The organism is Rhizobium sp. T1470 (assembly GCF_042140505.1).
In the GTDB taxonomy this organism is placed as follows: domain Bacteria; phylum Pseudomonadota; class Alphaproteobacteria; order Rhizobiales; family Rhizobiaceae; genus Rhizobium; species Rhizobium favelukesii.
In genome coordinates, this window is sequence record NZ_CP148091.1 from 1,559,857 (window position 1) to 1,583,253 (window position 23,397).

The window sequence follows — 23,397 nt, forward strand, 5'->3', positions numbered from 1 at the left end:
TTTGATTGCTCAAATAATCATTCGCGGCACCGATCAAAACTAATGATTTCCCTATCAGGGGCTCTGGTGGCACTTGTTCTCCACTGTCTTGGAGGCCACGACGATGCTGGACTATTCCCTCGTGCACTGGATCGCGTTTTTGACCGCGGCAGTCCTGCTCAACCTGTCACCGGGTCCCGACATGGCCTTCATTCTCGGCCACACCCTCAAAAGCGGGACAAGGACCGGCTTTGCCGCACTCTTCGGCATCTGGACCGGCGCCAGCCTGCATGTGGCCATGGCGGCATTCGGTCTCTCCGCGATCCTCGCCGCCTCTGCGCTGGCCTTTTCGATCGTGAAATGGGTCGGTGCAATCTACCTCATCTGGCTCGGCATTCAGGCCCTGCGCTCGAAAGGCGATGGCGGTCTGGTCAATGCGGCGAAGGACGTCCTGCCCTGGAGCCGCGTCTACAGACAGGGCATCCTGGTTTCGCTTCTGAACCCGAAAGTCGCGATCTTCTTCCTCGCCTTCCTGCCGCAATTCGTGGTCGACGCCGCCGGACCGACCTGGCTGCAGCTGGCGGTCCATGGCGTGCTCATCATCGCCGTTGCCGCCTTCATCGAGCCGCCGCTTATTCTGGCGGGAGGCCGCCTTGCCGATCTCATCAAGCGCAAGAGAAGCATCGGCCTCTGGCTCGACCGCGGTCTTGGCGCGCTGCTGCTGGCGCTCGGCGTGCGACTGGCCCTGACGACGCGCTGAGGTCCTTAGTCTTCCTCATGCAGGTAGCGCCGCTCGTGGCGTAGGCCGATGCTGGTCAGGATCTCATAGCCGATCGTGCCGGCCGAGCGCGCGACGTCGTCGACGAGCACGTTCTTCCCGAACAGTTCCACGTAATCGCCTGCACGCACTGCGTTTTCGGGAAGATCCGTAACGTCGAAAATGGTCAGGTCCATGCTGATGCGCCCCGCAACCGGGACCTTCCGCCCGGCCACGAAGCCCTGTCCTCCCCGCGGCACGGTCTGACGCAGCGGCACGCCAGCGCTCGACTGGCTGCGCAGGTACCCGTCGGCATAGCCGGCCGACACGATGGCGAGCCTGCTGTCGCGGGTCAGTCGCGTGGCGCGGCCATAGCCGACGGATTCGCCCTCTTTCACCGTGCGAACCTGAATGATCCGCGCCTCGGCGCTCACCACCGGCCGCATCGGGTTCACCATGTCGTTGACGGATTCGCCGCCGTAGAGCGCAATACCGGGACGCGTGAGATCAAAGTGATAGTCGCTGCCGAGGAAGATGCCAGCCGACGCTGCAAGGCTTGAATCGATACCTTCATAGGCGGCGCTAACCTGTCGAAATGATTCAAGCTGTTGCCGGTTCATCTCCGACGAATGGTCGTCGCTGCAGGCCAGATGACTCATGACGAGCACCGGCGCAAAACTTGCCGGGCGCGAAACGTCGTCGGCAAGCGCGATCGCCTCGTCCATGGAAAGGCCCAGCCTGTTGAAGCCCGTATCGACATTGAGCGCGCAGGGGTAATCGCCGTATTCGGCAAGAACCGCCATCCAGAAGGCGAGTTGCTCTTCCGACGAGATCACCGGCACGAGGTCGTTTTCGAAGAGCCGCCGCTCAGTGCCGGGCCAGATGCCGGAGAGGACGAAAATGCGTGCGTCCGGCGCGTAGGGCCGCAGCGTCACGCCTTCATCGACGGTGGCCACGAAGAAATCACGTGCGCCGGCCATGTAGAGCGCTTCGCCGGAGTCTTCGATGCCGGTGCCATAGGCGTCCGCCTTCACGACCGCGGCGGCCCGCGCCTTTGCCGAGCGTCGCGCCATGTCCTTCCAGTTTTCCGTCAACGCCGTCAGATCGACGGTCAGGCGCAGGCCGGCGGAATCGAATGGATCTTCGTCTTCGAAACTATCAATAAAATCAGTCATGGTACTTCATAAAAGTGGGAGGGTGCTTGTCGCATGGCAGTCTAGAGATCAATACGGCAAAGTGAAAGCAAGCCAAGGAGATATCGATCTTGCGATCACTTTTGTTCAAGACGCAGGCGCGCGCCTGAAGTAGTTTGGTTCGATGGAGAATGTATCGCAAAAAGAGGCGGCCGACGCGATTCCGCAACATGGAATGCCTGAGCGCAAGCTTCCTGACGCATGAGTATGCGCCTCATGCCCACGACACCTTCTCGATTGGCGCGATCGAAAGCGGCACGCAGATCGCAACGATGAAGGGCGTCCGGGAGGAGACCGGCGCAGGCGATCTCTATCTCATCGACCCAGGCGTCGTGCATGACGGCGTTCCGGGCGGCGAGGGGTATCGCTATCGAATGATCTATCCCGATGCCAAACTCTTCGTCGACATCCTCGAAGACGTGACCGGCAGGGCTTTCAACGGCACGCCGTCCTTCCCGAAGGAGCTTCTCAACGATCCCGAGATGGCGGCTGCCTTCCATTCCGCTCATCGCGTGCTGGAGAGCGGTGCGGGAGCACTGGAATCGGAGGAGGCGATGTTTCGCGTGCTCGCGGCGATCTTCCAGCGTTACGGCAGCACGATCGTCGTGCCGGTGGATACGAAGGAGCGTAGCGCGGTTGGCCGCGCTCGCGATTATCTGACCGATAATTTCGACAGCGACATCGGGCTTGATGAATTGGCTGAAGTCGCGGCTTTGAGCCGCGCGCATCTCATCCGGGCGTTCCGGCGCGAGTATCACATCACCCCGCATGCCTTTCTGACCGACAAGCGGGTGCGCGAGGCGCGCAAGCTATTGCGGGCAGGGCAGGCGCCTGCCGACGTGGCGATCCAGTGTGGCTTCGCCGACCAGGCGCATTTCACCCGCCACTTCAAAGCGCGTACCGGCGTCACGCCGGGACAGTATCGCGCGGGGTGATCACTTTCGTTCAAGACGGTCGCCGTGCAGCGGTTTAACACCCTCCGAGCTTTAGCAGTTCTGGAGGATTCAATGCCTACGCAAAGGCGACCGATCGGCGATTTTCTTGCCGGAGCGAGAGCAATCCTGCCTGTCGTCGTCGCCGTCATTCCGATCGGTCTCGTCTTCGGCGCAGTGTCGGCCACGAAAGGCCTGTCTCCTCTTGAGGCGACCCTGATGAGTGCACTGGTCTTTGCCGGTGGCTCGCAATTCGTTGCCATGGATCTCTGGACGCACCCGGCAAGCTGGGCGGGCATCGGCTTTGCCGCGCTGCTCGTCAATATCCGCCACGTCCTGATGAGCGCGTCCCTCGGCACGAAGATGCAATCGTTCTCGGGCGTGCGGAAATATGCGGCCATGCTGTTCCTGGCCGATGAGATATGGGCGATCGCCGAATTCCGAGCAGGCGTGGCGCGGCTGACGCCTTCGTGGTTTGCCGGCATCGCCATGCCGTTCTATGTGGCTTGGGTCGGCGCCACGCTGATGGGCGCCTCGCTCGGCGCCTTCTTCGGCGATCCGGCTGCCCTCGGGCTCGACTTCGCCTTTCCGGCGGTTTTCGTGGTGCTGGTGATGGGATTCTGGAAGGGGCGCGAGACGGGATCGGTGCTGGCTGCGAGCGCTCTGGCGGCCGTTCTCGTTCACCAGTTCGTGCCTGGCGTCTGGTACATCGCCGCCGGCGCGCTCGCCGGACTTGCCGCGGCGCTGTGGACGGGCAAGGCGAAGGCGGTCACGGCATGACCCTGGAGATAAACACGCTTCTTGCGATCCTCGCCATGGCTGCTGCAACGGTGCTGACACGGATGAGCGGCCTGCTTCTCATTCGCCATGTCGAGATGACCGAGCAGACCCGAACGGCCATCGAGGCTATCCCGCCGGCGGTCCTAATGGCGGTGATCGCACCCACTGCCTTTGCGACAGGCTGGGCCGAAACGGCTGCCTGCCTCGTGACGGCGCTCGCAGCGCGCCGCCTGCCGATGCTTGCAAGTGTTGCCGTCGGCGTGGCAACCGTTGCCGTCCTGCGAGCTGCCGGCCTGTAGATCGAATGGCGCACTGACGAGAAAGAACTCGTCAGTGCTCTTCGTATTGGATGAAGGAGGGATCGGCGAGATCCGCAAAGCGCGTGAACTCAGACTGGAAGGCAAGCTTCACCGTGCCGGTCGGTCCGTGGCGCTGCTTGGCAATGATGACGTCGGCGGTGCCCTTTACCTTGTCGAACAGGGCTTCCCATTCCGGGTACTTCGGATCGGCGATATCGCGCGGTTCACTGTTCTTGACGTAATATTCCTCGCGGAACACGAACAGCACCACGTCGGCGTCCTGCTCGATCGAGCCCGATTCACGAAGGTCGGAAAGCTGTGGGCGCTTGTCGTCGCGGCTTTCCACCTGACGCGACAGCTGGGAAAGCGCGATGATCGGAACGTTCAGTTCCTTGCCGAGCGCCTTCAGGCCGGTGGTGATCTGGGTGATTTCCTGCACGCGGTTTTCGCCAGACTTGCCCGAGCCTGTCATCAGCTGAATATAGTCCACCACCAGGCAATCGAGGCCGCGCTGGCGCTTCAATCGGCGGGCGCGAGCAGAAAGCTGGGCGATCGAGATACCACCTGTCTGGTCGATATAGAGCGGCACCTTCTGCATCATCATCGAGCAGGCGACGAGCTTTTCGAAGTCGGCATCGTTGATGTCGCCGCGGCGGATCTTCGAGGACGAGACTTCCGTCTGTTCGGAGATGATACGCGTGGCGAGCTGTTCGGACGACATTTCGAGCGAGTAGAAGCCGACGACGCCGCCGTTCTTCGCCTTCATGCTGCCGTCCGCCTGCACTTCGCCCTCATAGGCGGCGGCGATGTTGTAGGCGATGTTGGTTGCAAGCGAGGTCTTGCCCATGCCGGGACGTCCGGCAAGTACGATCAAGTCGGAGCGCTGCAGGCCGCCCATCTTCGAGTCGAGCGAGTGGATGCCGGTGGAAATGCCGGAAAGGCCACCGTCGCGTTCCTTGGCCACGGCCGCCATGTCGATCGCCAGCGCGACCGCGTCGTTGAACGCCTGGAAACCGCCGTCGTAGCGACCGTTTTCGGCGAGTTCGAACAGACGGCGCTCAGTGTCCTCGATCTGTGTCTGCGGCGGCATGTCCAGCGGTGCATCATAAGCGATGTTGACGACGTCTTCACCGATTGTGATGAGTGCGCGGCGGAGCGCCAGATCATAGATCGCCCGACCGTAGTCTTCGGCGTTGATGATGGTCACGGCTTCGCGGGCGAGCCGAGCGAGGTATTCGGAGACCGTCATGTCGCCGACCTTTTCCTCAGCCTTGAGGAAGGTCTTGATCGTCACCGGATTGGCGATCTTGCCCATACGGATGATGTCGCCCGCGACTTCGAAGATCTTGCGGTGCAGCGGTTCGTAGAGATGGATCGGCTTCAGGAAGTCCGACACCCGGTAGTAGGCGTCGTTGTTCATCAGGATCGCGCCGAGAAGCGCCTGTTCGGCTTCGATATTGTTGGGGGCTTCCCGATAGTGCTGCTCCGCTGGAGCAACGGCGGCAATCTTTCGAGCGACGTCGTTCATCTTGATCCGTTCTGTCTTCTTCAGCTTCGGGTGTGGCGCGCGCAAGCGACAAAATCAAGCGCGGAAGCGAGAAGGCTTGTGTGCCGCCGTCGATACAGAAGGCCTTTGCCCGTTGTTCGACTTCTCCACAGCCGTACTTGCGGTCAGTGCAAAAATACCGAAAGTGTCACCTGCAGAACACGGCCAGAAACGACTCACTTCCATTGTGTCTTGCGTGGTAGTCTAAGCCCGTCGGGGGAGACTTGCATCCAAACAGAGGCTGACGGCTCTTGAAAAAGACCGGAAAACAATATAGGTAGTAAAGATATAATTAGCATGCTAACGAAATAGGACTGAAATATATGGGAAATCCCGTTCTCGGGCGCGAGCTTATCGAAGACCTTGCCGCTTTCAATCGCAAGCTCAGAGCCGTCTTCGACAAGATAGTGCGGGAGCGCAACATGACGTTGCCGCGCGCCCGTGTCTTCTTCACGCTCAACAAAAAGGACGGAATCAACCAGCGTGAACTTGCCGAACGGCTGGAGCTGGAGACGCCAACGCTCGTCAGAATTCTAGATGCGATGGAAGGGCAAGGTTTCGTCCAGCGGCGTGTGGCCGGCTCCGATCGTCGCGCCAAGGAAATCTATATCACCGACACCGGCAAGGTCGTGGCCGGCGAGATTGATGACATCGCCGTGAAAGTGCGCGCACAGGTCATCGCCGGTATTCCCGAAAATGATCTGAAGACTACTTTGGAAGTGATCCGGGCCATGCAAGCCAACCTGCAGGGCATTCGCGGAATTTGAGGTCCTGCCGATGAGCCTCGCCGAGACCGCCAACGACAATGTGGCGCCACGGCCCGCCGAAGAGGCGAAGCCGGACACGCAACAGACGCCGTCGCCGCCACCGGCGGCGGGCGTGCCGATGCCGGTCTGGAAAATGCCGCTCTACATGGCGGCGTCGGTCCTGCTTTTTCTGACCCAGGGCCTCGGCATGAACCTGCTGACCGCCAACATCTATCAGCTGCAGGGCTCGTTTTCCGCGACCACCACTGAAGTCTCCTGGCTCTCGGCGGCCTATATGGCACCTTATGCCAGCATGTCGATTGCCCTCTTCAAGATCCGTACACAATACGGTCTTCGCCGTTTCGCTGAACTCGGCATTATCTGTTTCGTCGTTGCGGCGGTGCTCAATCTCCTTGTCACGGACCTGCATTCCGCGATCGTCGTGCGCACCCTGAGCGGCATGGCCGCCGCGCCGCTCTCGACGCTCGGCTTTCTATACATGCTGGAGCCTTTCCCTCAGGAAAAAAAGCTCTCGCTCGGGATTAGCCTCGCCCTGATGTGCACGCTGTTTGCGTCGCCCGTCGCGCGCATCGTCTCGCCATCGCTGCTTCAGTTCGGCGGGTACGAGGCGCTCTACATGTTCGAGATGGGGCTCGCCCTGATCGTTTTTCCGATCATCTATTTGCTGCCGCTCACGGCACCGCCTCGGGCCAATGTCATCCAGCTGCATGACATTCTGAGCTATCTATTGCTCGCTGTCGGCTTCGGCTGCCTGGCTGTCGTGCTGACGCTCGGCCGACTTTATTGGTGGTTCGAGGCGCCCTGGATCGGCGTTCTGTTGGCCATATCGGTCGGCTCCATCGCTTTGATGCTGGTGATCGAATTGCCGCGCAGCAGTCCCCTGATCGATTTCCGCTGGCTGTTTTCGGGGGCCAATATGCGCATGGCGGGCGTCCTGCTGCTCTTCCGTTTCGTTTCTTCCGAGCAATCGTCCTCCGCCGCCAGCTTCTACCAGCAGTTGGGATTGTTGAACGACCAGACCGTAACGCTCTATGCGGTCATCCTCCTTGCTTCCCTGGCTGGCGGGCTTTTCTGTGCATTTCTGATGACGACGCGTTACGTTGAGACCGCCCACGTATTTGCACTCGCTCTCATCGCAGGCGGCGCCTTTCTGGACAGCCAGTCGACGAGCCTGACCAGACCGCCTCAGATGTATCTGAGCCAGGCGATGGTCGCCACCGGTGCAGCGATGTTCCTGCCGCCGGTCATGGCGAAGGGCTTCAAGGCCGCGATCTCCCGCGGCATGCCGTATATCGTCAACTTCCTTGTGATCTTCGTCTTCACTCAGAGCATTGGCTCGCTGTTTGCCTCGGCGATGCTCGGAACGTTCGTGACCATCCGGGAGAAGTTCCACTCGAACGTGCTCGTCGAGCACATCCTGCTGCAGGATCCGATCGTGGCGCAGCGCATCTCACAGCTGAGCGCGGCATACGGCAAGGTGCTTGGCGACAAGATGCTGCTCAACGCTGAAGGTCTGGTGCTGCTCGCCCAGCAGGTCAGCCGCGAGGCCTATATTCTCGCATACAACGACACCTTCCTCGTCATCGGCTACTCCTCTGTCTTTGGCCTGATCGTCATTCTTCTCCATCAAGCGTGGCGCCGGCTGGCCCGGGCCAGGACAAGCCAGCCCGATGCAACCCCCGCTCCATCGTGATCTCAGGGTCCCAACATGTTGAAGCTCCTTCGGTCCCCCTCGACCGTCATCGCAGTGCTCGCCGGCATCGCCGGCGTCTTCCTCGTTCTCTATGCATGGCGCCTGCCGCCGTTCGTCACGTCAGTAGAGACGACCGACAATGCTTATGTTCGAGGCTATGTCACGATCATGAGCCCGCAGGTGAGCGGCTATGTCGTCGATGTTCCCGTGAAGGACTATCAGCAGGTCAAACAGGGCGATACGCTTGCCCAGATCGACGACCGCATCTACGCCCAGAGGCTTGCCCAGGCGCGTGCGGCGCTCGACGGGCAGAAGGCGTCGCTGGAGAATTCGCGCCAGTCGGAACTCTCGGCAAAGGCGAGCATCGCCTCCAGCCAGGCGCAGATCGATAGCGCGAATGCATCGCTGACGCGTGCGCAGCAGGCCTGGGATCGCGTCAGCAATCTCAGCAACCGCGGCATTGCATCGCAAAGTGAGACAGAAGCCGCGCAGGCGACACTTGACCAGGCCAAGGCTGCGCTGAACCAGGCAAAGGCCGCGCTGGAAGTTTCCGAGCAAAACCTTGCAACGATCATCGTCAATCGCTCGCTGCTGGAAGCCAATGTTTCAAGCGCGGAAGCCGCGGTGCACCTCGCGGAAATAGACCTGCAGAACACCAAGATCGTCGCGCCGCGCGACGGTCATCTCGGCGAAGTCGGCGTACGCGTCGGGCAGTATGCGACGGCGGGAACACAGCTCATGGCTGTTGTGCCGGAGGATGTTTGGGTCGTCGCGAATTTCAAGGAGACACAGCTCTATGGCATGCAGGTCGGGCAGCCGGTGACCATCACGGTCGATGCGCTTGGCAAGCAGCGCCTGAAGGGATTCATCGAGCGCTTCTCGCCCGCCGCCGGGTCGGAATTCGCGGTCATCAAGGCGGACAATGCGACGGGCAATTTCGTGAAGATCGCGCAGCGTGTCGGTGTGCGCATCGGCTTCGATGCCGACCAGCCGGCGGTAAAGGATCTGGGCCCCGGGCTCTCGGTCGTCGTCGACGTCGACAAGAACGCTCCGCCGCAGCAGAACACAGCCGCCAAATAAGCAGAAAGCCCGGCACCGGCCGGGCTTTCCTAGATTTCCAGAGAGGATCTCTCCGAAAATTAAGCTTCGTCGCCTTCGAGGTCAGCTTCCGGATCGAAGAAGTCTTCCGGACGAAGAGCGTCTTCGTCAACGCCGTAGATGGCGTCAACGGAGGTGAGGGTTTCACCCTTGGACTGACGGCCAGCTTCCTCAGCCGAACGAGCAACGTTGAGCTCGACGTGGATTTCGACTTCAGCGTGGAGCTGCAGCTCAACCTTGTGCAGGCCGATCGACTTTATCGGGGTGTTCAGATGAACCTGGTTGCGGCCGATGTTGAAGCCTTCTGCAGCGAGAATTTCAACGACGTCGCGAGCAGCGACCGAGCCGTACATCTGGCCGGTTTCGCCAGCCGAGCGGACGACGATGAACGACTTGCCGTCGAGGGCGTCAGCAACCTTCTGTGCTTCCGACTTGCGCTCGAGGTTACGAGCTTCGAGCGTTGAACGCTCGGATTCGAAACGCTTCTTGTTGGCTTCGTTGGCGCGAAGCGCCTTGCCGAGCGGCAGGAGGTAGTTGCGGGCGAAGCCGTCGCGAACCTTTACGGTTTCGCCCATCTGGCCGAGCCTGGAGATGCGTTCAAGAAGAATGACTTCCATGTTCGTGTTCCTTTCGTGTCTCTAGATTTTCGTGTCTGTCTGTTTGGGGGCATCGACATCCTTGTGCGGGGTCAGTGCGATGGCCTTGCGGGTATCGCTCAAGCCCACCACGAGGATGAAAAAGGCTGGCACCATCAGGATGAGCGATGCCAGGTAGCAGAGGATGAGCGCCGGCAGGCGCCAATCCCTGCCGCGCGTGCGGAAGTGCAGCGCGGCGAAGCCGGAAAGCAGGAAGCCGGCGCCGAAGGTGCCGACGACGGTTGCTCCGATCATGGCCGGCATGCCACCGAAGAAGGTGGCGGCAAGACCGACGAGAAAAACGAAGATCGAATTGCGGTTCATGCGCAGCGCCGAGGGGATATCCTCGCGTGGACGCAGGCCGCGGCCGGATGCGCTGACGATCCGGGTCGCGATGTAATAGGCGGCAAACAGCATCACCACCCACATGCCGCCCTGAATGGCGGGCAGCATGAGCAGAACGAGGGATTTGGTCTGCGCCGTTACCGCCGGATCGGGCGAAAACTCGGGCTGCTGCTGTGCAAGCGAGCCGAACATCACGTCCACGAGCCGATCGATGAGATCTGGGCCGTAGCCGATCATCAGTCCGACGACGATGACGGCGATCGTCACCAGGCCGCAGAGGTGCAGCAGAATGTCCGAAAGCGGATACCAGGCTATCAGATGATCGGGACCGCCGAGTTCGGAGGCCGGGCGGGCAAGGTTTGCAAGGTGGCTGAGCCAGCCGGCCGGCAGCAGCGTGACCAGCGTCATCATCAGCGCGAAGGACGGCGAGATGGCGATCGCGCCAACTGTAGCCGCGGTGACGATGGCAGAGATGGCCGCCATGTTGCCCCAGCCGAGGCCGACAAGAAGAATGGGAAGTGCGGATGCAGCATAGGGAACGGCACTGAACGACGGCTGCATGCTGGCGCCAAGCACCAGAAGTGCGGCGGTCAATCCGGCGAGCGCGCCGATGCCTAGCGTTTTTGCGTTCAGTTGCTTCACGGTCGCTGTCCTGCTTCATCGAGCAGTTAGAGGGACTTTCCTGAATCGGTTTCAGAAAGGCCTCAACATGGGTTTTAAGAGTTCCGATTCGCGCCCATCGCGAAAGGGAGAAGGGAAGGCATCGCTGCCTTCCCTCGATTTGGTCTCGTCAGCTAACTAAGCGACGACATACGGCAGCAGGCCGAGGAAACGAGCGCGCTTGATCGCCTGAGCGAGTTCGCGCTGCTTCTTCTGCGAAACAGCCGTGATACGGGAAGGAACGATCTTGCCGCGCTCGGAAATGTAGCGCTGCAGGAGACGGACGTCCTTGTAGTCGATGCGCGGAGCGTTTGCGCCGGAGAACGGGCACGTCTTGCGACGACGATGGAACGGGCGACGGACCGGAGCGGAGGAAGCTTCAGACATTCTTAGATCTCCTTATGCACGGTCTTCGCGCGGACGGCGCGGACGATCTTCACGGTCACCGAAGCCACCTTCACGCGGCGGGCGAGGACCACGGTCGCCGAAGCCGCCTTCACGCGGGCCACGGGCGCCATCACGCGGGCCGCGGTCGTCGCGGTCGCGCTTCTGCATCATGGCAGACGGGCCTTCTTCGTGCTTTTCAACTGCGATCGTCATATAGCGCAGGACATCTTCGCTGATGCGCATCTGGCGTTCCATTTCCTGGACGGCAGCTGCCGGTGCATCGATGTCCATCAGGGCGTAGTGTGCCTTGCGGTTCTTCTTGATGCGGTAGGTGAGGGACTTGAGGCCCCAGTTCTCGATGCGCCCGACCTTGCCGCCGTTAGCTTCGATCACACCCTTGTACTGTTCTACGAGGGCATCGACCTGCTGAGCGGAAATATCCTGTCGGGCAAGGAATACATGTTCATAAAGAGCCATGACAGCTTTGCCTTTCTTGCGTTGGTTCAACCCGATATTCGGCGGCTAAGCCTCAACGACTGCTCCTGACAGGCGGCAAGCGCCAAGCAAGAAAAGCGTTCCGAGACGGTCGAGAGCGGAGACACGGGAGGCTGGAACGCTTCCGTTCCGACGATTCTCTTGCGAAAACCGGCCCTCCGTTCAGCCACCAGCCAGAAGACCGGGTTTGCGAACAGGGCGCCTTATACGGATTTTTGGCGGAAACGCAAGGGACAGTCAGCAATGTTGTCGCTGCGCGCTCAACGACGGAAGCCCCGCCTTGCGCAGGCCGTCGACAAAATGGTCGTAGTGGCTGGGGGCGACATAAGGTGTCAGGATCTTCCAGTAATGCTCGAGATCGGCTGGCACGCTTGTCAAGATTTCCGGGATCAGCCTCTGCGCTTCCTCCTGGCGTCCGAGCTGCCCCAGGCTGGCAAGAAGCACAACGCGATTGAAATAGGCGCGGCGGAGCGAAAGACCTCGCTCGGAGTAATGCACAGCCTCTTCGTAGTTGCCCAAGTGATAGTGCGACAGCGCAATGCGGTCGAGAATGAGATAGGCCAGCGGATCGTGCGGGCTTAGCCTCGTGGCCATATAAAGGGGGTCTAGAGCTTCGACAAAGTGACCGTTGAATATCCGCGCCCAGCCGAGAGCCATATGCGCGAGGGCAAAATTGGGATTGAGGTCGATCGCCTGCTGGGCGGCCTCAATCGCCGCCGGCGCGTTATGGGCTACGAAATGCGCAAGGCACATCGCGTAGTGCGAGTAGGGGTCACGCGGGTCGAGCGTGACGGCGCGCTCCGCCTCTATTCGCAGTTCGGTGCTGTCCCTGTCCACGTCGTCGCTGAAACCATGGAAGCATCGGGCGTAGAGTGAGCGGGCAAGCATCATATGGGCGCGTGCGAAATCGGGATCGAGCTCGATCGCGCGGCGGTGCCAGGCAATGGCTTCGATGAAATGCTCGACGGTATCCTGCGCGTTATGGAGCCAGGTGCCGCGCATATGGCTCTCATAAGCGTCGAGATTGTCCGTTGTCCTTATCAGCGCACGCCGGCTTTCACCAATGAGGATTTCCGGCTCGATTGCGCCGACGACATTCGGGGTCAGTTCGTCCTGAATGGCGAAGATATCGGATATTTCCCTGTCGTAGCGCTGCGCCCACAGGTGAACGCCGCTTTCGGCCTCGATCAGCTGCCCGGTGACACGGACGCGCGTCCCGGACCTGCGGACACTTCCCTCGACGAGGTAGCGGACGCCGAGATCACGTCCGATCTGCTTGACGTCGACGGCGCGCCCCTTATAGGCGAACGATGAGTTTTGGGCGATGACGAAAAACCAGCGGTAGAGCGAGAGCGCCGTGATGATGTCCTCGGTCAGGCCATCGGCAAAGAACTCCTGCTCCGGGTCGTCAGACATGTTGACGAAAGGCAGCACGGCGATTGAGGGCTTGTCCGGAAGTCTGAGCGGTCCACCGAGCGCGCCCGTTTCCACCGGGTCTTCCCGGCCCCAATGGACCCGATGCACTGGCACCGGGCGAGGAATGTTCTTCAGCGTGCGGTCGCCCATCGGCACGAGGGGAAAGTCCAGCTTTCCCTCGATCTGCTCGCGCAACCCGCCGGAAATGCAGAGTCCGGAAGGCAGCGCTACCTCCTGCAGACGGGCTGCGACGTTCACTCCGTCGCCAAGCAGGTTCTCCCCGGAGACGACGACATCGCCGAGATTGAGCCCGAGACGGAATTCCATCCGCCGGTCCGGCGGCAGGTCGGCGTTGCGTCGATGAAGCGCGCGCTGGATCGCGACCGCAGCGCGAACGCCTTGTACGGCGCTTGGGAATTCCGCAACGACGCTGTCTCCGGCGCTGCCGAAGACCCGTCCTCCATGCTCTCGTACGAAATCGCTGATCGTAGCGGTGTAGATGCTCAGCGTCGCAAGCGCATCTTCCTCGTTGGCTGCAACGAGGCGGCTGTAGCCGGCAACGTCGCCGGCAAGGATGACTGCGAGCTTCCGTTCCACGGTATAAGCGCTCCTGTGGCGCTGCCAGAGCCTTATAAACCTAGCTGAAATGCGCAAAACGGAGAAGCAGAAATTGATAGCCGGGCGAAGTCACCGAAACTTGTCGTTGCAAGTGCCGGCGAAAGCCGCACGGCTTCCATGCGGAGTAACGATCTGGCCAGGGAAGGCCAGATCGTTGTGCGTCGTCTGACAGCCCTAGATCGGCATCGGGTACTGGCGGTGAACTTGCTCGATTTCAGCCAAAACCTCGTGTGACAGCTTGAGGCTGACCGAACTTATGTCCGTATCGAGTTGCTTCATCGTCGTCGCGCCGATAATCACGGATGCCATGAAGCGGCGGCTCAGGCAGAATGCGAGCGCCATCGCACAAGGGTCGAGCCCGTGCCGTGCAGCGATATCGAGATAGGCCTTCGTCGGCGCTTCCTGCAAGGGCTGCAAACGGCCGCCGATGTCGCCGTTGATCGATCCGCGCGAGCCCTCCGGCTTGGCGCCGTCGACATATTTACCGCTGAGGATGCCGCCGGCGAGGGGAGAGTAGGCGAGCAGACCGACGTCCTCATGATGCGACAACTCCGCCAGATCGAGATCGTAATGGCGGTAGAGCAGATTGTACTCGTTCTGGATCGTCGCGACGCGCGGCAGATCGAGCTGTTGGGAAAGCGATAGATATTTTTGCGTGCCCCAGGTCGTCTCGTTGGAGAGACCGAAGGCGCGCACCTTGCCCTCCTTCACCAGTTCGCCCATTGTCTCGAGGATTTCGATGACATTGGCGAGCGCCTTCGCGCGGTCCTGCTTGAAGGGATCGTAGTGCCAAGCCTGGCGGAAATGGAAATGCCCACGGCTCGGCCAGTGAATCTGGTAGAGGTCGATGTAGTCCGTCTTCAGCCGCTTCAGGCTCGCCTCGATCGCCAAGCGAATGTTGTTGGCATCGGCGCCGTCGCCGTCGCGAATATAGGAGCGGCCGGGACCCGCGACCTTGGTGGCCAGTACGATATCCTTGCGCTTGCCAGTCTTCTGGAACCAGCCGCCGATATACTCTTCCGTCAGCCCCTGCGTCTCCACCGAAACCGGTGTGGTTGGATAAAGCTCGGCCGTGTCGAAGAAGTTGACGCCTTTCTCGACGGAATAGTCCATCTGCCCATGCGCCTCGGCCTCCGTGTTTTGCGTGCCCCAGGTCATGGTGCCGAGGCAGATTTCGGACACGGAAATATCCGTGCGGCCAAGTTCCTTGTATTTCATCTGAAAGCCTTGAAGGTGATCTGGAAAAGAAAAGGTCTGGAAGGACGGCGCAAATCTAGACCGGAATTGTGCAAGCGCAAGAGGCAAAACCGGGCTTTCTCGCCGCCGGAAAAGCCTTGGAACGCGGGCGTCCGGCACTTGACTCTCTGACAAAGAATGTCAATTGGAGGCAAAACACTCAAAGGCCCATATAAAAGGGACGCAGGATGACCATCGCTTTCACATTTCCGGGGCAGGGCAGCCAGGCTGTCGGCATGGGCAAGGATCTTGCCGAGAATTTCGCCGAGGCACGCGCCGTCTTCCAAGACGTCGACGAAGCTCTGGGCGAGAAGCTCTCCGAGACCATGTTCAACGGTCCGGAGGACACGCTGACGCTGACCGCCAATGCACAGCCGGCGCTGATGGCGGTCTCGATGGCCGTCATTCGCGTCCTGGAAGCCAAGGGTGTCGATCTGGAGGCGAAGGTCTCCTACGTCGCCGGCCATTCGCTCGGCGAATACTCCGCGCTTTGCGCCGCCGGTACCTTCTCGCTTGCAGATACCGCGCGCCTGCTGCGCATTCGCGGCAATGCCATGCAGGCTGCCGTACCGGTTGGCGTTGGCGCGATGGCTGCCATCATTGGCCTCGAACATGCCGATGTCGTCGCCCTGTGCGAAGAGGCTTCAGCCGTCGGCTCCTGCCAGGTCGCCAACGACAATGGCGGCGGCCAGATCGTCATTTCAGGCGAGAAGGCAGCCGTCGAGAAGGGCGCCGCGATTGCGAGCCAAAAGGGTGCGAAGCGCGCAATCCTGCTCCCGGTCTCCGCTCCTTTCCATTCTTCGCTGATGGCGCCCGCTGCTGAAGCAATGCGTGAAGCGCTGGCGGGTGTGAAGAAGTCGAACCCGGTCGTGCCCTTGATCGCCAACGTGCGTGCCGCACCGGTGACCGACGCCGACGAGATTGCCAGGCTGCTCGTCGAGCAAGTCACGGGCCAGGTCCGCTGGCGCGAGACGGTTGAATGGTTCGCGGCCAATGGCGCTACGACGCTTTATGAGATTGGCTCAGGCAAGGTCCTGACCGGCCTCGCACGCCGCATCGACAAGACCGTGAACGGCATTGCCGTCAATACGCCTGCCGATATCGATGCGGCCGTTGCCGCTCTGATGGCATGATTGATTTAACGATTACAAGGAACGCTTCCATGCTCGATCTTTCCGGCCGCAAGGCTCTCGTTACCGGCGCATCCGGCGGCATTGGCGAGGAAATCGCCCGCATCCTTCACAAACAGGGCGCCATCGTCGGCCTGCACGGAACGCGCGTCGAGAAGCTCGAGGCGCTGGCGAATGATCTCGGCGATCGCGTCAAGATCTTTCCGGCGAACCTTGCAGACCGCGACGAAGTCAAAGCACTCGGAGTCAAAGCCGAGGCCGATCTCGAAGGCCTCGACATCCTCGTCAACAATGCCGGCATCACCAAGGATGGCCTGTTTGTTCGTATGAGCGATGAAGACTGGGATAACGTCATCGAAGTGAACCTGACGGCGATGTTCCGCCTGACGCGCGAGCTGACGCATCCGATGATGCGGCGCCGTTATGGCCGCATCATCAACATCACCTCGGTCGTTGGCGTTACCGGCAACCCAGGTCAGGCGAACTACTGCGCCTCCAAGGCAGGCATGATCGGCTTCACCAAGTCGCTGGCTCAGGAGATTGCAACCCGCAACGTCACTGTCAACTGCGTGGCGCCGGGCTTCATCGAGTCCGCCATGACCGGCAAGCTGAACGACAAGCAGAAGGAAGCGATCATGGGAGCGATCCCGATGAAGCGCATGGGCACGGGCGCCGAAGTTGCCTCCGCCGTCGCCTATCTCGCCTCGTCGGAAGCTGCGTATATGACTGGCCAGACGCTGCACGTAAACGGCGGCATGGCCATGATCTGAAACGGGAAACTGCCTTCCGGGCAGATTTTCCCCGCAATAGCGTGTTGACCAACCCGATGGGGTTGATTTTCTGGCTTTGCGGCAGACTTAAACCGTGTTAAGCGGGCCATGACTGTGAACAGTCTCCCGAGAAAGCAGACGGACCGGCGGGCTTTTGTGCAAGCCTGGGACATTTCTGGTAGCCGGGGTCAAAGAGTTTGCCGAGGTGGCTTCAAGGGGCGCCGCAGGCTGAAACAGGGTAGGGATGTCACAAGGCATTCTGATCAGGACATAAGGTCGAGGAAACCGACATGAGCGATATCGCAGAACGCGTAAAGAAAATTGTTATTGATCATCTTGGCGTCGATGCCGACAAGGTTGTCGAAAGCGCCAGCTTTATCGACGATCTGGGCGCAGACTCGCTCGATACCGTCGAACTGGTCATGGCGTTCGAAGAAGAATTCGGCGTTGAGATTCCGGATGACGCTGCTGACTCGATCCTGACGGTCGGCGATGCCGTAAAGTTTATCGAAAAGGCTCAGGCTTAATCCTGAGCATTTGAGAAAGAGGGCGGACCCGGAGTCCGCCCTTTTTATTTCTGGCATGGTTCTCCAAGAACATAAAAGGCGGGGAATGCAGTCGATGAGACGGGTCGTTATAACAGGTACCGGTATGGTATCGCCCTTGGGATGCGGAACGGAAGTGACGTGGTCCCGCTTGCTTGCGGGTCACAACGGCGCCCGCCTGGTCACTGAATTCGAAATCGACGACCTCCCCGCAAAGATCGCCTGCCGCATTCCGGTTGGTGACGGCAGCGACGGCACCTTCAATGTCGACGACTGGATGGAGCCCAAGGAACAGCGCAAGGTCGATCCCTTCATCATCTACGGCATGGCAGCCGCCGACATGGCGCTGAACGATGCGAACTGGCATCCGCAGACGGACGAAGAGCAGGTCTCGACGGGCGTGCTGATCGGCTCCGGCATTGGTGGCATCGAAGGTATTGTCGAAGCCGGCTATACGCTGCGCGACAAGGGCCCGCGCCGTATTTCTCCATTCTTCATTCCCGGCCGTCTGATCAACCTCGTATCCGGCCAGGTATCGATCCGTCACAAGCTGCGTGGGCCGAACCACTCGGTGGTCACGGCATGCTCGACCGGCGCGCACGCGATCGGCGACGCAGCCCGTCTCATCGCATTCGGCGATGCCGACGTCATGGTCGCGGGGGGCACGGAGTCCCCCGTCAGCCGCATCTCGCTGGCCGGCTTCGCCGCCTGCAAGGCGCTGTCCACCCAGCATAACGACAATCCGACCAAGGCATCGCGTCCATACGATAATGACCGCGACGGCTTCGTCATGGGTGAGGGCGCCGGCATCGTCGTTCTCGAAGAACTGGAACACGCCCAGGCGCGTGGCGCCAAGATCTATGCCGAGGTCGTGGGCTATGGTCTTTCCGGTGACGCCTATCACATCACCGCCCCGTCAGAGGACGGCGAAGGCGCGCAGCGTTGCATGACGATGGCGTTGAAGCGCGCCGGCTTGACGCCCGCGGATATCGACTACATCAACGCGCATGGCACATCGACGATGGCCGATACGATCGAACTCGGTGCCGTCGAGCGCCTGGTCGGCAATGCGGCCTCCAAGATCTCGATGTCGTCGACGAAGTCTGCGACGGGCCACCTGCTCGGTGCGGCCGGTGCGATCGAGGCGATCTTTGCAACGCTTGCCATTCGCGATAACGTTGCGCCTCCGACGCTCAATCTCGACAATCCTGAGCGCGAGAGCGCAATCGATCTCGTTCCGCACAAGGCGCGCCAGCGGGAAATCAACGTCGCGCTGTCGAATTCTTTCGGATTCGGCGGTACGAATGCATCGTTGGTGCTGCGCCGCTACGTCGCTTGAGTGCAGGCGTTGACGTCCTGACGGTGGGGCTGCACCACGCGCGGCGTGGCCCTACCTGCATTTTGCCGCATTGCTTAGCAAGAAGCGGGACTTGAGGCCAAGTTTAGAGGATTGCCGGTGAGCGATACGAACCACAGCAACGGGACGATCGGCGAGGAAAGCCAGCAGACGCAGAGCGGGCCGATTATTCCCAAGTCGCCGAGCGAGGCGCTTCGGCCGGAACGAGTTCCCGAGCCGCCGAAGCGCTCGAAGAAGGCGCGCAGCCAGGTTATCATTTTCCTGAACTTCGTGATGACGCTTGTCGTGCTCGGCTGCGCAGCCGCCGTCTTCCTTTTCTATTACGCGATCTCTTCCTACCAGAATCCCGGTCCCCTGGAGACAAATACGAATTTCATCGTACGAAGCGGCGCCGGCGTTGCTGAGATCGCCGCAAGCCTCGAACGCAACAACATCGTGTCGGACGCACGTATCTTCCGTTATCTCACCACGACGCATCTTGATGACGGCGAGAGCCTCAAGGCGGGCGAGTACGAAATCAAGGCGCATGCTTCCATGAACGACATCATGGAACTGCTGAAATCCGGAAAGTCGATCCTGTATTCCGTCGCGTTTCCGGAAGGCCTCACAGTCCGCCAGATGTTCAATCGTCTGAACGAGGATAGCGTGCTGGAAGGCGACCTGCCGACCGTCGTGCCTGCCGAAGGAAGCCTGCGTCCGGATACCTACAAGTTCTCGCGCGGCACGAAGCGGGCCGAGATCATCGAGCAGATGGCTGCGGCACAGCAGAAGCTTGTCGACCAGGTTTGGGACAAGCGCGACCCGTCGCTGCAGCTCAAGTCAAAGGGCGAACTGATCATCCTTGCTTCGATCGTCGAAAAGGAGACCGGCGTTCCGGACGAGCGCGCCCATGTGGCTTCCGTCTTTCTCAACCGGCTGGACAAGGGGATGCGCCTCCAGTCCGATCCGACGATCATTTACGGGCTGTTCGGCGGCGATGGAAAGCCGGCGGATCGCCCGATCTATCAATCAGACCTCAAGAAGGAAACGCCCTTCAACACTTATGTAGTCAAGGGCCTTCCCCCGACGCCGATCGCCAATCCGGGCCGAGACGCGCTGGAGGCTGTCGCCAATCCCTGGAAGACGCAGGATCTCTATTTCGTTGCCGATGGTTCCGGCGGGCATGTCTTCGCAACGACGCTCGAGGAACACAATGCCAACGTCAAACGCTGGCGTCAGCTGGAAGCGGCCAAGGGTGCCGACCCCAATATTGTCGTTGACGGACAGCCTGAAAGCCAGACGCAGTCGGATGCGCCCGCCGCGCCGGCTGCCCAGAAGAAAAAGAAAACGAACTGATTTTCGGAGGCTTGCATGGCTTTGCAGTCCATGACCGGTTTTGCACGGTGTGAGGGCACGAGTGGCCGCTGGCGCTGGGCGTGGGAACTGCGGTCGGTCAACGGCAAGGGCCTGGATCTGCGCTTGCGGCTCCCGCCGGGGCTGGAGCGCATGGAGAATGATGTTCGCCGCCTCGCCGGCGAGCGCTTCAGCCGCGGCAATATGCAGGCGTCGCTTTCCGTCTCTGCCGGCGAGAGCCGCATTGAAACCGTCCTCAATCAGGAAGCGCTCTCCGCCGTGCTCGCCTTGCGTGACCAGCTTGGCGGCATCATCGATCCCGCGCCATTGCAGTTGGATACTTTGCTCGCCATCCGCGGCATCATCGAATTCCGTGAGACCGAAGACGGCGACGAAGCGATCGCAGCGCGCGATTCCGACATTGTCGAAGGCCTGATCACGGCCCTTGCCGACTTGCGTCAGATGCGCGAACTGGAGGGTGCCGCATTGTCGCGTGTCCTTCTGGACCATATCGCCACGATCGAAGGATTGACGCAGACCATCGACCGTGACCCCTCCCGCTCTCCGCAAGAGATTGCTGGCCGACTGGCTGCGCAAGTCGCCTTGCTGATGGATGGTTCGGGAAAGCTGGATCGCGACAGGCTGCATGCGGAAGCCGCGTTGTTGGCCACCAGGGCGGATCTTCGCGAAGAGATCGACCGCCTGAAGGCGCATGTGGTTGCCGCCCGCGACCTGCTCAGCAAGGGTGGTCCCGCCGGGCGGAAGCTCGATTTCCTTGCACAGGAATTTAACCGCGAATCGAATACCATCTGCTCGAAGTCGAATGTCGCTGCGGTCACGGCCGCCGGCATCGAGCTGAAAGTCGCTATCGACCAGTTCCGCGAGCAGGTCCAGAATCTGGAGTAGACCAATGAAGCCGGCGAAAACCGCGCCCATCCCGATAGCCCGCCGCGGTCTCATGCTTGTCATCTCGTCGCCATCGGGCGCCGGGAAGTCGACGATCGCTCGCACCCTGCTGGAAACGGACAAGCAGATCGGTTTGTCCGTCAGCGTGACCACGCGCCAGCGCCGGCCAAGCGAGATTGAGGGCATCCACTACCATTTTAAGTCGGTCCGCGAATTCGAACGGCTGCGCGATGCCGACGAATTGCTGGAGTGGGCCGAGGTGCACGGCAATTTCTATGGCACGCCGCGGGAGCCCGTTGAGCAGGCGATGGCAGACGGCCGTGACATGCTGTTCGATATTGATTGGCAGGGCGCACAGCAGCTTCAGGACAAGATGTCCGCCGATGTCGTGTCCATCTTTGTTCTGCCGCCGACGATGACGGAGCTTCAGTCCCGCCTGCATCGCCGGGCCGAGGACACGGAGGAGGTGATCGCGACGCGTCTCGCCAATTCGCGCTCGGAGATCGGGCATTGGCGGGAGTACGACTACGTCATTATCAATGACGATTTGAACACTGCTTTCGAGGCGGTGCAATCGATCGTTCGTTCCGAACGGCTACGCCGCGACCGGCGCCACGGCATGTTTGATTTCGTCACAAAGCTGCTTGAGGAAACGCCGGCTCTTTAAAGGCTGTTGGCAAGCAGGCAGAACTCGGCGACCGACAGCGTCTCGGCCCGCCGTTGCGGGTCAATGCCCACCTTGTTGAGCAAGGCCTCGCCGCCGAGGGGCTTGAGGCTCTGGCGCAGCATCTTGCGACGCTGGCCGAAGGCCGCGTGGGTGACCTTTTCCAGATCAGCGACAGAGCAGGGGATCGGGTTCTCGTTCGGGGTCAGATGAACGACCGTCGACGTCACTTTCGGTGGCGGTGTGAAGGCCTGCGGCGATACATCAAACGCCATATGCGCCTTCGTGCGCCATCCGCAAAGCACGCCAAGACGTCCATAGTGATCATCCTCTTCGGTCGCGACGATGCGCTCGCCGACTTCTTTCTGGAACATCAGCGTCAGCGATTGCCAGAAGGGAGGCCACTGTTTCGGCAGGATCCAATTGACCAGAAGCTGCGTGCCCACATTGTAGGGCAGGTTAGCGATGATCTTCACCGGACCTTCTGGTGGCAGAGCTTCGAAGTCCGTCTTCAATGCGTCGCCTTCGATCACCTCAAGCCGTCCCGGATAGTGGGCAGCAATTTCGGCGAGGGCCGGTAGGCAGCGAGAATCGCGCTCGACGGCGATCACTTTCTTTGCGCCGAGCGCCAGAATGGCGCGCGTCAGGCCGCCCGGGCCCGGGCCTACTTCGAAAACCGTGACGTCTTCCAGCGAGCCGGCCGTTCGCGCAACCTTTTGCGTCAGGTTGAGATCGAGCAGAAAATTCTGGCCGAGCGCCTTCCGTGCATCAAGGCCATGACGTTGAATGACATCGCGAAGGGGCGGCAGCCCATCCAAGGCAGCCATCAAAGGCGCCCTTCCACAGTGCGTCCAAGGTGGCCGGCGAGCTTCAGGGCTGCGACGAGGCTGCCTTCACGTGCAAGTCCCTTGCCGGCAATGCCGAAGGCGGTACCATGATCGGGCGAGGTGCGCACGAAGGGCAAGCCAAGGGTGACGTTGACAGAATCGTCGAAGCCAAGCGCCTTGGCCGGTATCAGCGCCTGGTCGTGGTACATGCAGATTGCGACGTCGTAACGCGCCCGGGCCTCGTCGTGAAACATGGTGTCGGCGGGCAGGGGCCCGATCGCATTGATGCCTTCGGACCTAAGGAACTGGATGGCCGGCTTGATGATCGCCTCATCCTCCTTGCCGATCGTGCCGTCTTCGCCAGCGTGCGGATTGAGACCGGCTATCGCGAGCCGCGGCTGCTCGATCCCGAAGCGACGCCTAAGGTCGGCATCAGCGATCCGGCAGGTCTCGACGATGAGTTCCGCCGTCAGCGCCTGAGGCACGTCCTTGAGGGGAATATGGATTGTGACCGGAATGGTGCGCAGCTTTGGACCGGCGAGCATCATCACCGGCATAGCTGCTTTTCCCGTCGCTCGGGCGGCGAGATCTGCCAGAAATTCGGTGTGTCCCGGGAAGGGGAAGCCGGACTCGTAAAGCACCGACTTGGCGATTGGATTGGTGACGACGCCAAGGGCTTCACCTGAAATCGTCAGCGAGACGGCTGTTTCGATCGCAGCGATCGTGGCCTTCGCTGTTGCGACGTGGGGCTCGCCCGCCACAACCCCGATGCCTGCAGCTATGGGAAGCACGGGGAGGGCATCGGCAAAGACGTCATTGGCGTTGGCACAATCGGTCTCGCGAATGGCAACCGTCAGGGCCAGCAGCTTGGCACGCAACGCCAGCACATCAGGGTCGCCAATGAACACGAACGGAGGGAGTCCGAGCTCCCTGCGCCGCATCCAAGCCAGCAATGTGATGTCGGGGCCGACACCGGCCGGATCGCCCTGGCTCAGCGCGAGTGGGCGCGAGAACGAAATCGCCATCTTGC

General features: G+C 60.9%; 24 protein-coding genes. 14 read left to right on the forward strand and 10 right to left on the reverse strand.

The features are described 5' to 3' along the window. The first annotated feature begins 103 nt into the window (after nt 1-103). Nucleotides 104-739, forward strand: coding sequence for a LysE family translocator (locus WGT02_RS07830; RefSeq protein WP_208248430.1), 636 nt, complete (start codon nt 104-106; stop codon nt 737-739). A 5-nt stretch (nt 740-744) separates the two neighbouring features. Here WGT02_RS07830 and alr read toward each other — a convergent pair whose 3' ends face one another. Beyond that, nucleotides 745-1,911: an alanine racemase gene (gene alr / locus WGT02_RS07835; RefSeq protein WP_024316457.1), complete on the reverse strand. Its 1,167-nt coding sequence runs from the start codon at nt 1,909-1,911 to the stop codon at nt 745-747. A gap of 149 nt (nt 1,912-2,060) precedes the next feature. Between alr and WGT02_RS07840 the strand changes: the two genes are divergently transcribed. From WGT02_RS07840 to WGT02_RS07850, 3 genes are all read left to right on the forward strand, one after another. Beyond that, the gene (locus WGT02_RS07840) at nt 2,061-2,864 is read left to right on the forward strand and encodes an AraC family transcriptional regulator (RefSeq protein WP_208248427.1); all 804 of its coding nucleotides are present in this window, start codon (nt 2,061-2,063) and stop codon (nt 2,862-2,864) included. A gap of 72 nt (nt 2,865-2,936) precedes the next feature. Continuing rightward, entirely contained in the window at nt 2,937-3,641 is a 705-nt protein-coding gene (locus WGT02_RS07845; protein WP_208248424.1) for an AzlC family ABC transporter permease, read from the forward strand. After that, on the forward strand, nt 3,638-3,940 hold the full coding sequence (locus WGT02_RS07850) for an AzlD family protein (RefSeq protein ID WP_024316460.1): 303 nt from the start codon (nt 3,638-3,640) through the stop codon (nt 3,938-3,940). Before WGT02_RS07845 ends, WGT02_RS07850 begins: the two co-directional genes overlap by 4 nt. Nucleotides 3,941-3,971: 31 nt before the next feature. Here WGT02_RS07850 and WGT02_RS07855 read toward each other — a convergent pair whose 3' ends face one another. Beyond that, a complete protein-coding gene (locus WGT02_RS07855; RefSeq protein WP_024316461.1) occupies nt 3,972-5,468 on the reverse strand; it encodes a replicative DNA helicase in 1,497 nt (498 codons plus the stop codon). A 341-nt stretch (nt 5,469-5,809) separates the two neighbouring features. Between WGT02_RS07855 and WGT02_RS07860 the strand changes: the two genes are divergently transcribed. From WGT02_RS07860 to WGT02_RS07870, 3 genes are read left to right on the forward strand one after another with little or no spacing between them, the layout of a single operon-like run. After that, nucleotides 5,810-6,253: a MarR family winged helix-turn-helix transcriptional regulator gene (locus tag WGT02_RS07860; RefSeq protein WP_024316462.1), complete on the forward strand. Its 444-nt coding sequence runs from the start codon at nt 5,810-5,812 to the stop codon at nt 6,251-6,253. Nucleotides 6,254-6,263: 10 nt separating this feature from the next. Next, nucleotides 6,264-7,946: an MFS transporter gene (locus WGT02_RS07865; protein ID WP_208248420.1), complete on the forward strand. Its 1,683-nt coding sequence runs from the start codon at nt 6,264-6,266 to the stop codon at nt 7,944-7,946. Nucleotides 7,947-7,961: 15 nt separating this feature from the next. Then, the gene (locus tag WGT02_RS07870) at nt 7,962-9,026 is read left to right on the forward strand and encodes an HlyD family secretion protein (protein WP_024316464.1); all 1,065 of its coding nucleotides are present in this window, start codon (nt 7,962-7,964) and stop codon (nt 9,024-9,026) included. Nucleotides 9,027-9,085: 59 nt separating this feature from the next. Here the strand turns inward: WGT02_RS07870 and rplI are convergent, their stop codons facing one another. The 6 genes from rplI to WGT02_RS07900 all read right to left on the reverse strand — a co-directional run bounded on the left by rplI (nt 9,086) and on the right by WGT02_RS07900 (nt 14,818). Next, nucleotides 9,086-9,661, reverse strand: a complete 576-nt coding sequence (gene rplI, locus WGT02_RS07875) for a 50S ribosomal protein L9 (protein WP_024316465.1) — start codon at nt 9,659-9,661, stop codon at nt 9,086-9,088. Between the two features lie 21 nt (nt 9,662-9,682). Further along, nucleotides 9,683-10,666, reverse strand: coding sequence for a DUF2232 domain-containing protein (locus tag WGT02_RS07880; protein WP_208248417.1), 984 nt, complete (start codon nt 10,664-10,666; stop codon nt 9,683-9,685). A 156-nt stretch (nt 10,667-10,822) separates the two neighbouring features. Further along, a complete protein-coding gene (rpsR, locus tag WGT02_RS07885) occupies nt 10,823-11,071 on the reverse strand; it encodes a 30S ribosomal protein S18 (protein WP_004680498.1) in 249 nt (82 codons plus the stop codon). A gap of 12 nt (nt 11,072-11,083) precedes the next feature. Beyond that, nucleotides 11,084-11,548 (reverse strand): 30S ribosomal protein S6, encoded by a 465-nt coding sequence (gene rpsF, locus WGT02_RS07890; protein ID WP_024316467.1) that lies wholly within the window; start codon nt 11,546-11,548, stop codon nt 11,084-11,086. A 255-nt stretch (nt 11,549-11,803) separates the two neighbouring features. Then, nucleotides 11,804-13,579: an adenylate/guanylate cyclase domain-containing protein gene (locus WGT02_RS07895; protein WP_208248414.1), complete on the reverse strand. Its 1,776-nt coding sequence runs from the start codon at nt 13,577-13,579 to the stop codon at nt 11,804-11,806. Between the two features lie 195 nt (nt 13,580-13,774). Next, the gene (locus WGT02_RS07900) at nt 13,775-14,818 is read right to left on the reverse strand and encodes an aldo/keto reductase (RefSeq protein WP_024316469.1); all 1,044 of its coding nucleotides are present in this window, start codon (nt 14,816-14,818) and stop codon (nt 13,775-13,777) included. A 206-nt stretch (nt 14,819-15,024) separates the two neighbouring features. Between WGT02_RS07900 and fabD the strand changes: the two genes are divergently transcribed. The 7 genes from fabD (at nt 15,025) to gmk (ending at nt 21,543) form a co-directional block, all read left to right on the forward strand. Continuing rightward, the gene (fabD, locus tag WGT02_RS07905) at nt 15,025-15,969 is read left to right on the forward strand and encodes an ACP S-malonyltransferase (protein ID WP_024316470.1); all 945 of its coding nucleotides are present in this window, start codon (nt 15,025-15,027) and stop codon (nt 15,967-15,969) included. A 29-nt stretch (nt 15,970-15,998) separates the two neighbouring features. Next, nucleotides 15,999-16,736, forward strand: coding sequence for a 3-oxoacyl-[acyl-carrier-protein] reductase (gene fabG, locus WGT02_RS07910; RefSeq protein ID WP_024316471.1), 738 nt, complete (start codon nt 15,999-16,001; stop codon nt 16,734-16,736). A 290-nt stretch (nt 16,737-17,026) separates the two neighbouring features. Then, nucleotides 17,027-17,263 (forward strand): acyl carrier protein, encoded by a 237-nt coding sequence (locus tag WGT02_RS07915; protein ID WP_003547058.1) that lies wholly within the window; start codon nt 17,027-17,029, stop codon nt 17,261-17,263. Between the two features lie 94 nt (nt 17,264-17,357). Then, nucleotides 17,358-18,620 (forward strand): beta-ketoacyl-ACP synthase II, encoded by a 1,263-nt coding sequence (fabF, locus tag WGT02_RS07920; protein WP_208248411.1) that lies wholly within the window; start codon nt 17,358-17,360, stop codon nt 18,618-18,620. 117 nt (nt 18,621-18,737) lie between these two features. Next, the gene (gene mltG / locus WGT02_RS07925; RefSeq protein WP_024316473.1) at nt 18,738-19,973 is read left to right on the forward strand and encodes an endolytic transglycosylase MltG; all 1,236 of its coding nucleotides are present in this window, start codon (nt 18,738-18,740) and stop codon (nt 19,971-19,973) included. Nucleotides 19,974-19,988: 15 nt separating this feature from the next. Further along, nucleotides 19,989-20,876, forward strand: coding sequence for a YicC/YloC family endoribonuclease (locus WGT02_RS07930; RefSeq protein ID WP_208248408.1), 888 nt, complete (start codon nt 19,989-19,991; stop codon nt 20,874-20,876). Between the two features lie 4 nt (nt 20,877-20,880). After that, nucleotides 20,881-21,543: a guanylate kinase gene (gene gmk, locus WGT02_RS07935; protein WP_024316475.1), complete on the forward strand. Its 663-nt coding sequence runs from the start codon at nt 20,881-20,883 to the stop codon at nt 21,541-21,543. On the opposite strand, the gene rsmA is transcribed toward gmk, so the two are convergent. Both rsmA and pdxA read right to left on the reverse strand, forming a co-directional pair. Next, nucleotides 21,540-22,367, reverse strand: coding sequence for a 16S rRNA (adenine(1518)-N(6)/adenine(1519)-N(6))-dimethyltransferase RsmA (gene rsmA / locus WGT02_RS07940; RefSeq protein WP_024316476.1), 828 nt, complete (start codon nt 22,365-22,367; stop codon nt 21,540-21,542). The genes gmk and rsmA overlap by 4 nt on opposite strands. Continuing rightward, nucleotides 22,367-23,392 (reverse strand): 4-hydroxythreonine-4-phosphate dehydrogenase PdxA, encoded by a 1,026-nt coding sequence (gene pdxA, locus WGT02_RS07945; RefSeq protein WP_208248404.1) that lies wholly within the window; start codon nt 23,390-23,392, stop codon nt 22,367-22,369. The genes rsmA and pdxA overlap by 1 nt, the downstream gene beginning before the upstream one ends. Between the last annotated feature and the right edge of the window lie 5 nt (nt 23,393-23,397).

What these genes read in the sequence shown, in the direction of transcription:
- WGT02_RS07850 (WP_024316460.1), top strand. Translation starts at nt 3,638, where the DNA reads ATGACCCTGGAGATAAACACGCTTCTTGCGATCCTCGCCATGGCTGCT.
- WGT02_RS07830 (WP_208248430.1), top strand. Translation starts at nt 104, where the DNA reads ATGCTGGACTATTCCCTCGTGCACTGGATCGCGTTTTTGACCGCGGCA.
- fabG (WP_024316471.1), top strand. Translation starts at nt 15,999, where the DNA reads ATGCTCGATCTTTCCGGCCGCAAGGCTCTCGTTACCGGCGCATCCGGC.
- WGT02_RS07870 (WP_024316464.1), top strand. Translation starts at nt 7,962, where the DNA reads ATGTTGAAGCTCCTTCGGTCCCCCTCGACCGTCATCGCAGTGCTCGCC.
- pdxA (WP_208248404.1), bottom strand. Translation starts at nt 23,392, where the DNA reads ATGGCGATTTCGTTCTCGCGCCCACTCGCGCTGAGCCAGGGCGATCCG.
- rsmA (WP_024316476.1), bottom strand. Translation starts at nt 22,367, where the DNA reads ATGGCTGCCTTGGATGGGCTGCCGCCCCTTCGCGATGTCATTCAACGT.
- gmk (WP_024316475.1), top strand. Translation starts at nt 20,881, where the DNA reads ATGAAGCCGGCGAAAACCGCGCCCATCCCGATAGCCCGCCGCGGTCTC.
- alr (WP_024316457.1), bottom strand. Translation starts at nt 1,911, where the DNA reads ATGACTGATTTTATTGATAGTTTCGAAGACGAAGATCCATTCGATTCC.
- WGT02_RS07865 (WP_208248420.1), top strand. Translation starts at nt 6,264, where the DNA reads ATGAGCCTCGCCGAGACCGCCAACGACAATGTGGCGCCACGGCCCGCC.
- fabD (WP_024316470.1), top strand. Translation starts at nt 15,025, where the DNA reads ATGACCATCGCTTTCACATTTCCGGGGCAGGGCAGCCAGGCTGTCGGC.
- WGT02_RS07840 (WP_208248427.1), top strand. Translation starts at nt 2,061, where the DNA reads ATGTATCGCAAAAAGAGGCGGCCGACGCGATTCCGCAACATGGAATGC.
- rpsR (WP_004680498.1), bottom strand. Translation starts at nt 11,071, where the DNA reads ATGTCTGAAGCTTCCTCCGCTCCGGTCCGTCGCCCGTTCCATCGTCGT.
- WGT02_RS07860 (WP_024316462.1), top strand. Translation starts at nt 5,810, where the DNA reads ATGGGAAATCCCGTTCTCGGGCGCGAGCTTATCGAAGACCTTGCCGCT.
- rpsF (WP_024316467.1), bottom strand. Translation starts at nt 11,548, where the DNA reads ATGGCTCTTTATGAACATGTATTCCTTGCCCGACAGGATATTTCCGCT.
- WGT02_RS07855 (WP_024316461.1), bottom strand. Translation starts at nt 5,468, where the DNA reads ATGAACGACGTCGCTCGAAAGATTGCCGCCGTTGCTCCAGCGGAGCAG.
- WGT02_RS07915 (WP_003547058.1), top strand. Translation starts at nt 17,027, where the DNA reads ATGAGCGATATCGCAGAACGCGTAAAGAAAATTGTTATTGATCATCTT.
- WGT02_RS07900 (WP_024316469.1), bottom strand. Translation starts at nt 14,818, where the DNA reads ATGAAATACAAGGAACTTGGCCGCACGGATATTTCCGTGTCCGAAATC.
- fabF (WP_208248411.1), top strand. Translation starts at nt 17,358, where the DNA reads ATGAGACGGGTCGTTATAACAGGTACCGGTATGGTATCGCCCTTGGGA.
- WGT02_RS07845 (WP_208248424.1), top strand. Translation starts at nt 2,937, where the DNA reads ATGCCTACGCAAAGGCGACCGATCGGCGATTTTCTTGCCGGAGCGAGA.
- rplI (WP_024316465.1), bottom strand. Translation starts at nt 9,661, where the DNA reads ATGGAAGTCATTCTTCTTGAACGCATCTCCAGGCTCGGCCAGATGGGC.
- WGT02_RS07930 (WP_208248408.1), top strand. Translation starts at nt 19,989, where the DNA reads ATGGCTTTGCAGTCCATGACCGGTTTTGCACGGTGTGAGGGCACGAGT.